The 14,842-nt window shown below is 75.5% G+C and carries 14 protein-coding genes; 7 read left to right on the forward strand and 7 right to left on the reverse strand.

Features of this window, described 5'->3' with window-relative positions; all coding sequences use genetic code 11:
- The first annotated feature begins 20 nt into the window (after positions 1–20).
- Positions 21–686 carry a dihydrofolate reductase family protein gene (locus CXR04_RS20415; RefSeq protein WP_101426499.1) on the forward strand — a complete coding sequence of 222 codons (666 nt, stop codon included), beginning with the start codon at positions 21–23 and terminating at the stop codon, positions 684–686.
- On the opposite strand, the gene CXR04_RS20420 is transcribed toward CXR04_RS20415, so the two are convergent.
- Genes CXR04_RS20420 through CXR04_RS20430 form a run of 3 tightly spaced genes read right to left on the reverse strand, consistent with a single transcriptional unit; the run spans position 662 to position 3,310 of the window.
- Positions 662–1,402 carry a DUF1275 family protein gene (locus CXR04_RS20420; RefSeq protein WP_234380363.1) on the reverse strand — a complete coding sequence of 247 codons (741 nt, stop codon included), beginning with the start codon at positions 1,400–1,402 and terminating at the stop codon, positions 662–664. The two genes, CXR04_RS20415 and CXR04_RS20420, sit on opposite strands and share 25 nt — an antisense overlap.
- Positions 1,399–1,848: a GlcG/HbpS family heme-binding protein gene (locus tag CXR04_RS20425; protein ID WP_101423786.1), complete on the reverse strand. Its 450-nt coding sequence runs from the start codon at positions 1,846–1,848 to the stop codon at positions 1,399–1,401. Before CXR04_RS20425 ends, CXR04_RS20420 begins: the two co-directional genes overlap by 4 nt.
- 10 nt (positions 1,849–1,858) lie before the next feature.
- Complete coding sequence (locus CXR04_RS20430) at positions 1,859–3,310, reverse strand: aldehyde dehydrogenase family protein (protein WP_101423787.1); 1,452 nt, start codon at positions 3,308–3,310, stop codon at positions 1,859–1,861.
- Positions 3,311–3,511: 201 nt separating this feature from the next.
- Between CXR04_RS20430 and CXR04_RS20435 the strand changes: the two genes are divergently transcribed.
- Complete coding sequence (locus tag CXR04_RS20435) at positions 3,512–5,332, forward strand: PucR family transcriptional regulator (RefSeq protein ID WP_101423788.1); 1,821 nt, start codon at positions 3,512–3,514, stop codon at positions 5,330–5,332.
- 11 nt (positions 5,333–5,343) lie between these two features.
- On the opposite strand, the gene CXR04_RS20440 is transcribed toward CXR04_RS20435, so the two are convergent.
- The 3 genes from CXR04_RS20440 to CXR04_RS20450 form a co-directional block, all read right to left on the reverse strand.
- The gene (locus CXR04_RS20440; protein ID WP_234380364.1) at positions 5,344–6,990 is read right to left on the reverse strand and encodes an MFS transporter; all 1,647 of its coding nucleotides are present in this window, start codon (positions 6,988–6,990) and stop codon (positions 5,344–5,346) included.
- The gene (locus CXR04_RS20445) at positions 6,987–7,397 is read right to left on the reverse strand and encodes a RidA family protein (RefSeq protein ID WP_101426500.1); all 411 of its coding nucleotides are present in this window, start codon (positions 7,395–7,397) and stop codon (positions 6,987–6,989) included. The genes CXR04_RS20440 and CXR04_RS20445 overlap by 4 nt, the downstream gene beginning before the upstream one ends.
- Positions 7,398–7,689: 292 nt before the next feature.
- A complete protein-coding gene (locus CXR04_RS20450; protein ID WP_101423789.1) occupies positions 7,690–9,339 on the reverse strand; it encodes a gamma-glutamyltransferase family protein in 1,650 nt (549 codons plus the stop codon).
- Positions 9,340–9,629: 290 nt separating this feature from the next.
- Between CXR04_RS20450 and CXR04_RS20455 the strand changes: the two genes are divergently transcribed.
- The 5 genes from CXR04_RS20455 (at position 9,630) to CXR04_RS20475 (ending at position 14,281) form a co-directional block, all read left to right on the forward strand.
- On the forward strand, positions 9,630–11,297 hold the full coding sequence (locus CXR04_RS20455; protein WP_101423790.1) for a hypothetical protein: 1,668 nt from the start codon (positions 9,630–9,632) through the stop codon (positions 11,295–11,297).
- A gap of 129 nt (positions 11,298–11,426) precedes the next feature.
- Positions 11,427–12,152 carry a TenA family transcriptional regulator gene (locus tag CXR04_RS20460; RefSeq protein ID WP_101423791.1) on the forward strand — a complete coding sequence of 242 codons (726 nt, stop codon included), beginning with the start codon at positions 11,427–11,429 and terminating at the stop codon, positions 12,150–12,152.
- A gap of 84 nt (positions 12,153–12,236) precedes the next feature.
- A complete protein-coding gene (locus CXR04_RS20465) occupies positions 12,237–12,683 on the forward strand; it encodes a Rieske (2Fe-2S) protein (RefSeq protein WP_101423792.1) in 447 nt (148 codons plus the stop codon).
- 3 nt (positions 12,684–12,686) lie between these two features.
- Positions 12,687–13,949 carry an NAD(P)/FAD-dependent oxidoreductase gene (locus tag CXR04_RS20470; protein ID WP_101423793.1) on the forward strand — a complete coding sequence of 421 codons (1,263 nt, stop codon included), beginning with the start codon at positions 12,687–12,689 and terminating at the stop codon, positions 13,947–13,949.
- A 2-nt stretch (positions 13,950–13,951) separates the two neighbouring features.
- Positions 13,952–14,281, forward strand: coding sequence for a Rieske (2Fe-2S) protein (locus tag CXR04_RS20475; protein ID WP_101423794.1), 330 nt, complete (start codon positions 13,952–13,954; stop codon positions 14,279–14,281).
- A 94-nt stretch (positions 14,282–14,375) separates the two neighbouring features.
- On the opposite strand, the gene CXR04_RS20480 is transcribed toward CXR04_RS20475, so the two are convergent.
- Positions 14,376–14,828 carry a protein-tyrosine phosphatase family protein gene (locus CXR04_RS20480; RefSeq protein ID WP_101423795.1) on the reverse strand — a complete coding sequence of 151 codons (453 nt, stop codon included), beginning with the start codon at positions 14,826–14,828 and terminating at the stop codon, positions 14,376–14,378.
- Positions 14,829–14,842: the final 14 nt, after the last annotated feature.

Here is a 14,842-nt window from a genome sequence, read left to right on the forward strand (position 1 = left end):
CCCCGGACATGCTCATCCCCATGGCCAACCTCAGATGTCACATCTCCATCTCCCTCGACGGCTACGTCGCCGGACCGCATCAGAGCGTCGGGAACCCCCTCGGCGAGGGCGGCGAGGCCCTGCACGACTGGGTCGTGCCGCTCGCCGGCTGGCGGGAGGCGCACGGCAGCGAAGGCGGCGAGGTCAACGCCAGTTCGCAGGTCTTCGCGGAGACCGTCGAGAACATCGGCGCCGCCGTCATGGGCCGCGGCATGTTCGGTCCCGTCGGCGGCGGGCCCTGGGCGGAGGACGAGCAGTGGAACGGCTGGTGGGGCGACGAGCCGCCGTACCACTACCCGGTGTTCGTCGTCACCCACCATCCGCGCCCGGCCGTCGAGATGGCCGGCGGGACCACGTTCCACTTCGTCACCGACGGCATCGAGTCCGCGCTCGCGCGGGCGAAGGAGGCGGCGGACGGCAAGGACGTGATGCTGTGGGGCGGCGGCCGGATCGCCGGGCAGTATCTGGCCGCCGGCCTGCTCGACGTGCTCGAACTCCACGTCGTGCCCGTCCTCCTCGGCGGCGGCTCCCGCCTCCTCGACGGCGTGGACGGCAGCCAGGTCCGCCTTGAGCAGGTCCGGGCCGTCGAGGGGGAGGGGGTCACGCACCTCAAGTACCTGGTTCATCCCGTACGTTCCGGCCGCTGACCCGGGCGTACGCACAGCGCCATCGCCCCCGCCGTCGCCACCAGCAGCGGCACGGCGGCCGCCTTCGGCGCGTACGCCAGCAGCAGCCCGCCGAGCAGTCCCCCCACGAGCAGCGCCGCCAGGACCGCCGTGCGCAGGGCGGCGTGCCGGCGGTCGCCCTGCGCCAGGCCGGAGATCAGCGACGTCAGGGTGCCGGTGACGAACGTCGTCGTGATGCCCGCCCGGTCGAGGCCCCGGGCCGCCGCCGTCTGCACGCCCATCGCCGTCGCCGACGCGGCGATCAGCCCGGCGCCGGCGGCGGTCCCGGGGGCGGCGTCCGTCGTGACCCACCCGGCGAGGAACACCGCGTGCAGCGCGAGCCCGGCGCCGAGCACCCGGGCGGAGCCGGCGGGGCGGGTGCGCAGCAGGCGGAAGCCGGCGAGCATGCCGAGGACGAAGCCCGCGAACGAGGCGGTGCAGCGCAGGACATCGCCGCGCAGCACCTCCTGCCACGCCTCGTCGGAGGTGGCCGCCATGCCGACGAGCACCAGGTTGCCCGTCATGTTCGCCGTGAACACCCCGCCCAGGCCCAGGAACGAGATCGCGTCCGTGATCCCCGCCGTGACGGTCAGCAGGATCAGGGCCGTGTCCGTGCGGAGGGTTGCCCCGCGCGAGCGGGAGACGGCCGCCGGACGGGCCGCCGTCGCCGCTGTCGCCGTCGTCGCTGTCGTCGTCACGCCGCCCCCGACGCCACCTTCCGCTCGAACGCCGCCAGCGCCGCCGCGCCGACCGCCTTGTCCTGGTCGCCGTTGCCGCCGCTCACCCCCACCGCGCCGACGACCTCGCCCTCGTACACGATCGGGAACCCGCCCACGAACGCCGCGAAGCGCCCCGGGTGCATGTGCTGGATCCCGAACGCCTCGTTGCCGGGCAGCGCCGGGCCCTTCGGCTCCTCGTTGAACAGGTGCGTCGCCCGCTGGTGGCCGGCGGCCGTGAACGCCTTGGCGATGGCGATCTCCACGCCCGTCAGCCGCGCGCCCGTCATCCGGTGCAGGGCGATCGGATGGGCGCCGTCGTCGGCGATGCAGATGGTCTGCCTGACGCCGATCCGCGCCGCTTCCGCCTCGGCGGCCTCCAGCATGACCAGGGCGTCTTCCAGGGTGAGCCGGTGGATCTTGTGCATGGGAGTCTCCTCAGTACGCGCAGTACACGGTCTTCGTGTCCGTGACGAACTCCAGCGCCGTCCGGCCCCCTTCGGGGAACGCGCCGGAGCTGGACGCGCCCCAGCCGCCGAAGGGCGGTGCGACGCCGTTGCCTGTGGTGCGTTCGTTGACCTTCACGACCCCGCAGCGCGCCGCCCGCAGGAAGCGGTGCGCGGTGCCGAGGTCGCGGGTGTGGATCGCGGTGACCAGCCGGTGCGGATCCGCGTTGATCTCCGCAAGCGCCTCCTCGGGCCCCGCCACCGGCACCACGGACAGCAGCGGCCCGAACAGCTCGCCGGTGTTCACCGGATGGTCCGCCGGTACGCCCGTCAGCACCGCCGGCAGCACCCAGTGCCCCGCGGGATCCGCCCCCGGCGCCAGCGACCCGCGCCCCGCGACGACGGCGCCCGCGGCGACGGCGGAGTCCAGCAGCGCCGTGAGGCGGGTGCGCTGCCCGGCGGTGGCGGCGGGTCCGATGTCGGCGCCCGGGTCGTCGCCGCGCCCCGCGGTGAGCTTCGCGGCCCGCTCCGCCAGCAGCTCCGTGAACTCCGCCGCCACGGCCCGCTCCACCAGCACCCGGTCCGTCGCCGTGCACACCTGCCCGGTGAGCCCGAAGGCCCCGGCCGCGACCTCCGCGGCCGCGCGCGGCAGGTCGGCGTCGGCGCAGACCAGGGCGGCGTTGTGCCCGCCCAGCTCGAACTGCACCCGGGCCGCGGGCCCGACGGTGCCGCGCAGCGCCGCGCCGACCCGGTCGGAGCCGGTGAACGTCACCGCCCGTACCTCCGGCGCGCCCGCCAGTGCCGCCATCGCCGCCGGGTCGTCGCCCTGGACGACCCGCAGCACGTCCTCCGGCACCCCGCCGCGATGGCAGGCCGCGGCCAGCCGCGCGCCGACGCCCGGCGTGACCGGCGATGGCTTGAAGACGACGGTGTTCCCGGCGGCCAGCGCGGGGGCGATCTTCCGGGCGGCGAGCGAGACCGGGAAGTTCCAGGGGGTGATGGCGACGACGACGCCGAGCGGCACGCGCAGCGTCCAGGCCGCGACACCCGGGCTCTCACCGGGGTACGTCGCCCCCTCCACCAGGTACGCGAGCTGTGCCGCCAGCCGGAACTGCTCGACGGTCTTGGCCACCTCGCCGCGCGCCGAGCCGAGCGTCTTGCCCTCCTCTCGGCAGATCAGCAGCGCCAGCCCGTCCGCGTCCGCCGCCAGCTCAGCGGCGGCGCCGTGCAGCGCCTCCGCGCGGCGCCCGGCGGGGGCGGCGGCCCAGCCGTCGAAGGCCCGGTGCGCGGTGCGTACCGACTCGGCGGCCTGCGCCGGCGTGGCGGCGGCGACCTCGGTGACGGTCTCGCCGGGGGCCGCCGGGTCGGTGGCGCGCAGCACGGCCGGGGAGGCGGCCGGCGAGGCGGGTGAGGCGGGCGTGGCGGCCCGATCCGGGGCCGTCACCGCTGTCCTCCCGGCCAGGTCGGTTTGCCCGGACTCTGGTGTGCAAGTGCTTTTCTCGACAAGATGACCTCCACGTCCTCATCGGCCGGGCAGCGCGTCGTGGTTCCCGTGACGTTCCTCGTTCCTCGTCCCTAGCTTTGGCGTTTCCGGCCGAGGCGGCTTCGTACAATCCGCACCATCGCCGCAGGAGGATGTAGGCAGATGGCACACGACACATCGCACAAACTGCACATGACGGTGGAATCGCTGCTCGCCGAGCCCGTGTTGCGCGGGCGGCTGCTGGGCGGCAAGGCCGGGCTGCGCCGCGAGGTGACCTGGTGCCTGCCGCTGGCCGAGCTGCCGCCGCCGCCCGGGGCCGACCGGCCCGCGGCCGGCGAGGACCTCGCGGGCATCGCGGTCTACGCCCCGGCCGCAGAACTCGTCGCCGCCCCCGACTCCCGCCGGCTGCTCTCCGGCCTCGCCGCCCGCGGCGCCGCCGCCGTGCTGGCCCGGCTCCAGCAGGGCATCGAGCCCGACCTCGGCCCGCTGATGCGCGCCGCCGACACCGCCGGGCTGCCGCTGGTGCGGCTGGCGCCCGAGGCGGACTACCACCGCGTGGGGCGGCTGGTGGCGGTGAAGTCGATCGCCGACACGGCGCACGTGCTGGAGTACAGCGTCCGCGTCCACCGCACCCTCGGCGAGGTCTTCGCCGCCGGCTCGGGACTGCCCGCGCTGGCGCGGTCGATGGCGACGCTGTCCGGCGGCTCGGTGCTGATCCTGGACCGCGGCGGCGAGCTGCTGGCCCGCGCGGAGCGCGACCGGGCGGCCTCCGACGCGGAGTGGCAGGAGCTGGCGGACGCCGTGCACGCCAAGGCGGGCGGTGGCAGGCCGCACCCGCCGCACGCCGGGCACCACCACGTGGCGGCCCGCGACCTCGACGTGGCCGCGCCGTGGGGCGAGCGGCTGCACGTGGTGTGCGCGCCGGTGGGCGTGGCGGGGGAGCCGTACGGGACGGTCGCCGTCGTCGAGCCGGTGCTCGCGCCCGAGTCGCACGCGCTCGCGCAGCACCGGGTGATCGTGGAGCAGGGGGCGCCGCTGGTGGCGTCGGAGATCCTGCGGCAGCGGTCGGTCACGGAGGCGGAGGAGCGCTCGCGGGACGACTTCCTGGACACACTGGTGCACGGGCGGTTCACGGACGCACACGAGCTGGAGGCGCGCTCGCGGCACTACCGCTTCGACATGGACGCGCGGCACGCCGTCTTCGTCGTCGCCATGCCGGCGGCGAGCGCGGCGCGGGCGCAGGCGGTGCAGCGGGCGGTCGCGGGGGCGGCGGACGCGGCGGGCGGAGGCGCGGGCGGCGGCCCCGGCGGTACGGGCCAGGGCGCGGCGGGCGCCGCGCCGGGGCACGGCAAGGGGTTCACCATGGCGACGCTGATGGGGCGGCTGCTGGTCGTCGTCGCGGAGTTCGCGGCGGCCGACGCCGCGGCGCCGTTCGACGCGCAGGCCGAGAAGACGGCGCTGCAGCGGTACGGGCGGTGGCTGCACCGGCTGGTGACCGGCCGGGCGGACGCCGCCGCGCAGATCGCGTACGGCCGTGCGGCCACGGGTGCGGCGGGGGTGGCGGCGAGCTTCCGCGAGGCGCGGATCACGCTGGAGCTCTCGGGACGGGTGCAGGTGCCGGAGGTGTGCGGGTACGCGGAACTGCGGGTGTTCGCGGCGGTCGAGGAGGCGGCGGCGAGCGCGCAGGGGCGGGAGTTCGCCCGCGAGGTGCTGGAGCCGCTGCGCCGCGCGGACGGCCAGACGGGCAACCTGGAGCAGGTCGTGCTCGCGTACATCGCCGAGTCGGGCAACCTCAACGCGGCGGCGCGCCGCCTCCAGCTCCACCGCAACACGATGCTCTACAAGCTCGAACGGGCCTCGCGGGCACTCCAGATGGACGTACGGTCCGCGGAGACGCAGTTCACGGTGTGGCTGGCGCACCGCATCCAGACGCTGAACGACTCGCTGCGGGTCCTCCAGGCCGAGCTGTCACCCCCGGCGTAGCGCCGGGGCCCTCAGCGGGTACGTACCGGAAGCTGCGGCTCCGGCACGGCCGCGGCGTCGGGCTGCGGGTCCTTGCCGGCGAAGGAGAAGACGAACGCCGCCGCCGCCAGGGCCGCGCCGGTGCCGAAGACCCAGACCAGCCGCTCCGGTTCGGTGCCCAGCAGGGCGACGGAGGCGGTGCCGAGGGCGGTGGCGCCGAACCGTACGAGGTTGAAGAGCCCCAGGCCCGCGCCCGTACGCCCCGCCCGGGACCGGGACGCGCCGGTCGCCGCCGGGGTCTGGATGAACGCCACCCCTGCGCCCAGCGCCAGCAGCGCCGCGACCAGCGGCGGCGCCGCCCCGTGCCAGCCGGCGACGGCGGCCAGCGCGCCCAGCCCGGCCAGCAGCGTCAGCAGCCCGCCGCGCATGGCGGCCCGGCCGCCGAACCGCTCGGTCGCCCGCCCCGCGACGGGCGCGAGCGACGCCATGGCCAGCGGCAGCGCGAGCACCACCAGCCCGGTGGTGCCCTCGGGCATGCCGTGCGTCTCGACCAGGTAGACCGGCGCCGCGAGCAGCGTGGCCCCCAGCGCGTACATCTGCGCGGCGGCGGCGAACGACGAGCGCAGATACCGCACTTCGACCAGGTGCCGGGGCCGCAGGAACGCCCCAGGCCGGCCCCGCTCGACCAGGAGGAACGCGGCCAGGCAGAGCAGCCCGCCGCCCGCGAGCCCCCACACGGCGGGGGAGCCGATGCCCTGCGAGGGCACCGCGGAGGTGGCGGTGAGCAGCAGGGCGGCGCCGCCGGTGACGGTGAGCGCGCCGCGCCAGTCGAGCCGGGTACGGGCGGGCGGTGCCTGCGGCTTGGGCAGCAGCAGTCTGCCGCCGAGGACGACGAGCGCGGACAGCGGGACGATCTGCCAGAACACCGCGCGCCAGCCGAGGAACTCGGCGAGCAGCCCGCCGGTCGTCGGCCCGAGCGCCTGCCCGGCGCCGTTGGCCGCCGCCCACAGCGACAGCGCCCGCCCGCGCCGCCCCTCCCCGAGCACCTGCACCACCAGCACCATCACCACGGGCAGCACGGGCGCGGCGGCGAGCCCCTGCAGCATCCGGAAGGCCACGAGCACCGGCAGGCTCGGCGCCAGCGCGGCCCCGGCGGAGCCGACGAGCACGCCGGACATCGCCCAGCACAGGACGCGGCGGTGCCCGAACCGGTCGCCGAGCCAGCCGGAGACGGGCATGAGGGCGGCGAGGGTCACGGGGAAGGCGGTGGCGACGAGCACACCGCGGCTGAGGGGGGCGTCGAGGTCGGCGAGGATGGAGGTCATCGGGACGTTGACGACGGTGTTGGCCATCGTGGTGGTCACGGTGGCGGTCAGCACGGGCACCAGCCCCCACCGCGCGGCCCGCGAGCGGGCGGACGCGGACTTGGCGGGGGATGCGGCGGCCGATACGGATCCGGGGGCGGTGGCGGGCCCGGACACGGCGCCGGTCGTGGACGCGGGTGCCGTCTCGGGTGCGGGTGCGGTCCCGGCTCCGGGGACGGACTGGGCTCCGGGGGCGGACTCGGCCCCGGCGACCGGCTCGGGGCCGCCCGCGGCCTCCGGCGCGTTCGCCGGCGCCGGCCCCGAGGCGCGCTTGTGCCCTTCCGCCCTGCGGCGCCACGCGCGGACCGGGTTCATGGGCGTACGGCCGCCGTCAGTTCGACCTCCACCGGCGCCCCCGACGGCAGCGACCTGACCCCGATCGCCGACCGCACCGGCAGCCCCGCCGCGGGCGCGGCCCCGCGGAGCCCCGCGGTGGCGCCGTCCGCGACCGCCGACAGGTCGGTGAACCCGTCGACGCACGCCACGTACACCGTCATCCGCAACAGCCGCCGCAGCCGCCGCGCGTCGCCGTCCAGGGCGGCGACGATCGCCGCGACGGCGTTGCGCGCCGCGAGCCCGGCGGCGTCGCGGGCCACCGCGGGGTCGACGTCGCCGCCGACGAGCCCGGTGACGGTCAGCCTGCCGTCGACCCGCGGCGTCATTCCCGCGCTGAGCGCGAGCCCGCCGTCGACGACGGCGGCCCGGTAGTCCCCCTGCGGCACGGGCGCGGCGGCCCCGGACCCGGGGGTCCCGGGCCCACCGGCCCGCGCTCCGGCATCCGCCGCGGCCGGGCCGTCCGCCGTGGCGCCGGGCCGGTCCTGCACATCCGCGGCAACGGCCGCCCCCCGCGCCTCCGTCCCCGTACGACCCGGCTCCACCGCCGCGGAAGACCCGTCCGCGGCAGCGCCGGATCCGTCCGCCGCGTCCCCCGCGACAGCCGTCCGCCGCGCCGCCGTTGTCCCCGTCGGCCCGGCAGCCCGCGGCACCGCACGCCCCTCAGACACCGCACGCCCCTCAGACACCGAGCGCCACCCCGTCCTGCCGCGGGTCCGCGCCGCCCAGCAGGCAGCCCCGTTCCCGGTCCGCCGTGATCACCATCGCGCTGCCGCCCCCGCCCCACGGTCCCGCGTCGGTCACCGCGTGCCCCCGCTCCCGCAGCCCCGCCAGCACCCCGGCGCCCAGCCGCGACTCGCACCGCAGCTCCTCCGGCTGCCCGAGGACGTCCGCGTCGCTGCCCGGGTGGATGAAGAACCGCGGTGCCTCCACCGCCGCCTGCGGGTCCATCCCGTGGTCCACCAGGTGCGAGATGAGCTGCGTGTTCCACTGCACCTGGCCGTCCCCGCCCGGGGTGTTCCCGACGTGCTCCAGCCGGCCGTCCGCGTCCGTGACGATCCACGCGTTCAGCGTGTGCAGCGGCCGGCGGCGCGGCCGGACCGCGTTGGGGTGGCCGGGTATGAGGTACGCGCCGCGGCCCAGGCGGTTGTTGAGCAGCACGCCGGTGCCGGGGATCGTGACCTTGGAACCGAACGTGAACGCCAGCGAGTGGATGTAGCTCACCGCCCGCCCGTCCGCGTCCACGGCGACCATCGACGTCGTGTCGCCGTCCGCGGGCCCCGCCGCGCCCGGCGGCGCCTCGCCGCGCGCGAGGCGTTCGCGCGCCGCGGCGACCGCGGCCGGCGTCAGCGTCTCCCGCCACGCGTCGGTGTCGCTCGCGCAGCGCTCCACGCGGTCCGCGAAGGACAGCCGGGCCGCCGACGCCAGCAGGTGCACGGCGTCGGCGCCGAGCGGGGCGAGGGCGCCGAGGGTGCCGTCGCAGAGGGCGAGTTGCTGGAGGGCCATCCAGCCGGGGCTGGGGGGCGGGGTCTGGTGCACGGTACGGCCGCGGTAGGCGGTGCTGATCGCCGGCTGCGGTGCCACGTCGCCGCAGAGCGCCCACTCCTCGCCGCTGAACGGCGCGCCCGCCGCGCGCAGGGCGGCTACCGCCCGCTCCGCGAACGCGCCGGTGTAGAAGGCGGCGGGGTCGGCGGCGAGGCTGCGTATCGTCGCGGCCAGGTCCGGCTGCGCCAGTTGGTGGCCGACGGCGGGCGGGCGGCCGTCAGGCAGCAGGTTCCGCAGCGCGTCGGGGTCGGCGGCCAGGAGTTCCTGCACCTCCGCTATGTCGCCCCGGGTCTTCGCGGTGCAGGGCAGGCCGCGCTCGGCGGCGCGGGCGGCGGGCGCCCACAGCCCGGCGAGTTCGCGGCCGGCGCCGGCGGCGTGCAGGGCGGCGAGGGCGGCGGGCGCGCCGGGTACGGCGACGGAGAGCGGTCCGGAGAGCGGCACGGCGCCGTGGCCCTGGGCGGCGTAGAAGTCGAGGTCGCCGCCGTCGGGCCCGTAGCCGCTGCCGCAGACCGTCCACACCCGGCCGTCCGGCTCCCGTACGACGGCGAACGCGTCCCCGCCGACGCCGCACTGGCCCGGCAGCGCGAGCCACGACATCGCGGCCATCGCCAGCGCCGCGTCCACGGCGTTCCCCCCGTCGCGCAGCACGGCGGCGCCGGCGAAGGTGACGGCGGGGTGCGCGCTCGCGGCCATGCCGCCGGCGGCGAGCACGGGGGTACGGGGCGGACGCTGCTGCTCAGGCGGCTGCTGGACGGACGGCTGCTGCGACTCGTACGACTCGGCCATACGGCGAGTATCCGCCCGGCGGAACCGAAGATCCATGTGCAATCTGCCTCCGGATCCGGCGACCGCCTTGTGCGCACCGCACATTCCGGACGCCCGGCAACGGCTTCGACCCCGCCGGGAAACGACGAGGAAACTCCGGGGTCTTCCCGCCCGCACAGTGCACAAATAATGTGCCGGACAATGTGCACCCTCCCCCTGTGGCCTGGCAGAAACGGTCGCCAGAGTGCCGCACAACCATCGGACTTCGGCCGTCCGGCAGCAATGCCGGCCGCCGGGTAGGGAGTGCGGACGTGGAGCTGACTGCTGCGCACTGGACGTATCTCGCGGGGGTTGTCGTCATCATCGGCGTGATGATCGCGCGGCGTAATGTCGTCGTTCCCGCGGTCATCGCGACCTTTTTCACGGCCTGGTTCTACAGCGGCAGCCTCGTCAAGGGGCTGGCCGCGATCTTCTCCGCGAGCCTGACCGCGGCCGGGGAGCTTTTCAGTATTTTCCTCATCATCGCCCTCATCACCGCCTTGCTCGGCGCGATGCGCGCGATGGGTGCGGAGCGGCGCATGGTGGTGCCGTTCCGGGCACTGATGCGCAACGGGCGGATGGCGTTCGTCGCCATCGCCGGTGTCACGTACTTCATCAGCCTGTTCTTCTGGCCGACGCCCGCCGTGCCGCTGATCGGCGCGATCCTGCTGCCCGCGGCGATCCGGGCCGGGCTGCCCGCCATCAGCGCGGCGGCGGCCATCGCCATCGCGGGGCAGGGCATGGCGCTCTCCAGCGACTACGTGATCCAGGTGGCGCCGGGGCTGTCCGCGAAGGCGGCGGGGGTGGAGACCTCCGCGGTCGCGGACCGGGCGATGGTGCTGTCGGTGATCACCGGGGTGGTGGCGCTGACGCTGGTGTATCTGAAGGGGCGGCGCTCCTTCGGCACGACCAGCGAGGAGCATCAACTGCGCTGGGAGGCCGAGGCGGAGGCGCTGTCGGCGGACGGCGGGGGAGCGTCCCTCGGCGGTACGGGGGCGGGGCGCACGGCGCGTACGGCGGCGGCGTCCGGCGGCTCTGCGGGGGCGGCGACGAAGCTGCTCAGCCCGCCGGGGGGCGCGGGCTCAGGCGGCAGCGGAACCGATTCTGCTACGGACCCGGACCCGGACCCGGACACCGCCTCCGGCCCCGGCTCAGGCCCCGGCTCCGGTACGGACCGCAAACCCGGCTCCGCTTCCGGCCCTGGCTCCGGCTCCGGCGGCACCCCCGGCGAACCCGTGCGCCGCTCCCGCGCGTTCGCCCTCATCGTGCCGCTGACCTTCGCCGCCATCGTCGGCTACATGCTCCTCGGCAAGTTCACCGGCGCCGTCACCGAGGTCCAGGGCGGCGAGGCCGCCGGGCTCGTCGGCGGGGTCGCGATGCTGCTGCTCTTCGCCGCCGTGTTCTGCTGCGACGGCAAGGAGGGCCTGACCACCGCCGCGGACCACGTCGTCGACGGGCTCGTGTTCGCGTTCAAGGCCATGGGCGTCGTCGTGCCCATCGCCGGCTTCTTCTTCCTCGGCAACGTCGATTTCATCACCGAGATCACCGGCGTGCAGGACGACAACCCGCCGGCGCTGCTCTTCGACCTCGTCACCGCCGTCGACCAGTACATCCCCGACATCGGCTTCATCGTGGCGTTCGCCATTCTGATCATCGGCATGATCACCGGCCTGGAGGGCTCGGGATTCGCCGGCCTGCCGCTGACCGGCTCGCTCTCCGGCTCCCTCGGCCCGGCCGCGGACGTCGACCCCGCGACGCTGGCCGCCGTGGGGCAGATGGGCTCGGTGTGGACCGGCGGCGGCGTGCTCATCGCGTGGTCGTCGCTGCTGGCGGTCGCGGGGGTGGCGCGGGTGCCGGTGCAGGAGGTCGTACGGCACTGCTTCGTGCCGGTCGTCGCCGGTCTGGTGACGGCCACGGCGCTGGCGACCGTCCTCTTCTGACGCCCGCCCGCACCCGTACCCGGCACAGTGCACAGAGATTCCGCACACGCCTGTGCACAAACACCATCCTCGACTCCCCCGCACGCTCCCTACTTTGGTGACACACGGACCGCGGAAAGGACGCAGCAGATGACGGAACTGCTCTCTAGAGACGCATTCCGCAGCGCGCTCGAAGAGGCCATCAAGGGCCGCGAGGCGAAGAACGCCTCCTTCAGTACCGCGTGGGCGGAAGGGCAGCTCAAGCGCGAGCACTTCGCCCGCTGGGCGGAGAACCACTACCACTACGTCGGCCCGTTCGCCGACTACCTGGGGTACATCTACGGAAACACCCCGGACGAATTCACGGGCGCCAAGGACTTCACGCTCCAGAACATGTACGAGGAGGAGCTGGCGGACATCCGCCACACCGACCTCCTCATCCGCTTCGCGGAGGCGTGCGGCACCACCAAGGAGCGCATCGAGGACCCCTCGAACATGAACCCCGTCACCCGCGGCCTGCAGTCCTGGTGCTACGCGGTCGCCATGCGCGAGCACTTCGTGGTCGCCACCGCCGCGCTCGTCGTGGGGCTGGAGTCGCAGGTGCCGAGCATCTACAAGAAGCAGATCGTGCCGCTGCGGGAATCGTACGGATTCACCGAGGACGAGATCGAGTTCTTCGATCTGCACATCACCTCGGACGTGGTGCACGGCGAGCGCGGATACCAGATCGTGCTCGACCACGCCGACACCCCGCGGCTCCAGCAGCGGTGTCTGCAATTCGTGTGCTGGGGCGCGGAGATGCGCTACTCGTACACCCAGGCGCTCTACGACCACTACGTACGGCCGGACCTGGAGCCGGCCGCGGCCGCCGCCTGAAAGGACCGCGGGCCGGCAGACGGCGGCGGCCGGACGCGACAATCCGGCCGCCGCCGTCTCTTCATATCCGGAGGAGCACAGCACATGTCCGAATGGACGCGGGTCGCCGAACTCACCGACGTGAGCCGGCGCAGAAAGAAGCTGGTGGCGCTCGGCGAGGAGCGGGTCGCGCTCTTCTACGCCGACGGCGACGTGTTCGCGTTCCGCGACGCCTGCGTGCACAAGGGCAAGTCGCTGGCGCGCGGCACCGTGCTGCACGGCCGGGTCGTCTGCCCGGGGCACCAGTGGGCGTTCGACCTGCGCACCGGGCAGGCGGACGACCGCGAGGAGTGCCAGCCGCGGTACGAGGTACGGGTCGCGGACGGCGGCGTGTGGCTGCGCCCGGCGGCCCTCGCGGGCTCCGCCGCGGTAGCCCCGGCCGCCGCCGCACCCGCCTCCGTACCCGCCGCGGCGGCGAACTCCGTACCCGCGTCCGCCACTCCGCCGTCCGTCCCGTTCCCGGCCTCACCCACCGCCGCCACCCAGGAGTGACCCATGCCCGACACCCCCAGGAGCGTCGTCGTGATCGGCGCCAGCCAGACCGCGGCTGTCGCCGCGCGCACCCTGCGCCGCCGCGGCTTCGACGGCGGCATCGTCCTCGTCGGCGACGAGCCGCACGCCCCGTACCAGCGCCCCCCGCTCAGCAAGGAGCTGCTGGAGGGCGCCGCCGACGACTCCGACGCGGCGCTGCTCTCCGAAGAGTGGTGCCGCGACAACGCCGTCGAACTGCGCCTCGGCACCGCCGCCCGGCGCATCGACACGGCCGCGGGCGCCGTGGAGCTGGCCGACGGCACGGCCGTCCCCGGCGACCGGTTCCTCCTCGCGACCGGCGCGAGCGCCCGGCGACTGCCGGGCGTGGCGGAGGACGACGAGCGGATCATCCACCTCCGCGGGCTGTGCGACGCGCTGCGGCTGCGCTCGCTGCTGCGCCCCGGCGGCCGGCTGGTGATCGTCGGCGCGGGCTTCGTCGGCTCGGAGGTCGCCTCGACGGCGCTGGCGCGCGGGGTGCGGCCGGTGGTCATCGAGCAGGCCGCGGTGCCGCAGGCGCGGGTCCTGGGCGAGGAGATGGGCCGCTTCTGCGCGGACGTCCAGCGGGCCGCGGGGGTGGAGCTGCACACCGGCGAGACCGTCGCGTCGGTACGGACCGGGCCTGAGGGCGTCGTCGTCACCACGGAGTCCGGGCTGCGCGTCGAGGGGGACGCGGTGGTCGTCGCGGTCGGCGCGGTGCCCAACACGGCGGTCGCGCGGGCCTCGGGGGTCGCGGTGGAGAACGGCGTCCTCGTCGACGAACACTGCCGCACCAGCGTCCCGGGCATCTTCGCCGCGGGCGACGTGGCCAACCACCGGCACCCGCTGTACGGGCGGTGGGTGCGGGTCGAGCACTTCGACAACGCGAACAAGCAGGGGATGGTGGCGGCGAAGAACATCCTGGGCCGCACGGCGGTGCACGGGGAGCCGCACTGGTTCTGGTCGGACCAGTTCGGCCTCAACCTCCAGCACGTCGGGCACGCGCGGGCGTGGGACCGGCTGGTGGTGCGCGGCTCGGTGGCGGAGCGCGACTTCACCGCGTTCTACCTCGAAGGGGGCGTGCTGCGGGCGGCGTTCGCGGCTGAGCGCGGCGGGGACGTGATGGCGGCGAAGGACCTGATCGCCCGTGCGGCCGCGCCGGACCCGGCGAAGCTGGCGGACGAGGACGTGGACCTGGCGCAACTGGCGGAAGAGGCGGCGGCGGAGCCGGCGCCGGCGGGAGGAAACTGACGATGCCCGACACCGAGAACGCGACGTACGTCCGGGTCGCCCGCTCCGGCCAGGTCCCGGAGGGAGTGGTGCGCCGCTTCTTCGTCGGCGACACCGAGCTGGCGGTCTCCCGCTTCGAGGGCGAGGTCTACGCGAGCGCCAACTACTGCACGCACCTGGCCTGCCACCTGTCGTCCGGCAAGGTCACGGAGGACGGGCTGCTGTGCTCGTGCCACGGCAGCGTCTTCGACTTCGCCACCGGGGAGCCGCTGTCGCCGCCGGCGGTGAAGCCGATCAAGGTGTACGAGGTACGGGAGGAGAACGGGGAGATCCTGGTGGCGGGGCTGGAGTAGGGGGAGCGGCGCCGGGCCGGGTCCGGGCGAAGCCGCGGACGCGGGCGGGCCGGAGGTGGCCGTGCGCGCCCTGTCCGGCCGGCGCGCCGCGGCGCTAGCGGGCCGGAGCGCCGCGGCCCTCGGGGAACCTGGCGACGTAGCGGCGCTGCCAAGGGGTCTCCACCGCACGGCGGTTGTAGTGCTCCCGTACGTACGCCACCGCGCGGCCCGCCGGGACGCCGTCCAGCACCGCGAGGCAGGCCAGCGCCGTTCCCGTACGACCCACCCCGCCGCCGCAGGCGATCTCCACCCGCTCCCGCTCGGCCCGCTCCCACGCCTCCCGCAGCGCCGCCTCCGCCGAGCCGCGGTCGGCCGGCAGCCGGAAGTCGGGCCACCGGACCCAGCGGCTCTCCCACGCCGTCTCCGGCGCGGGGCGGCCCAGCAGGTACACCCCCAGCTCCGGATCCGGGCCCGCGGGCGCCGGCTTGCGCAGCCCGCGCCCGCGCACGTACCGCCCGGACGGCAGCCGCATCACTCCGGCCCCGGTGGGCTCCCACGTCTCGCTCATACCGCCGAGCGTAG

This window comes from Streptomyces sp. CMB-StM0423, assembly GCF_002847285.1.
In the GTDB taxonomy this organism is placed as follows: Bacteria; Actinomycetota; Actinomycetes; order Streptomycetales; family Streptomycetaceae; genus Streptomyces.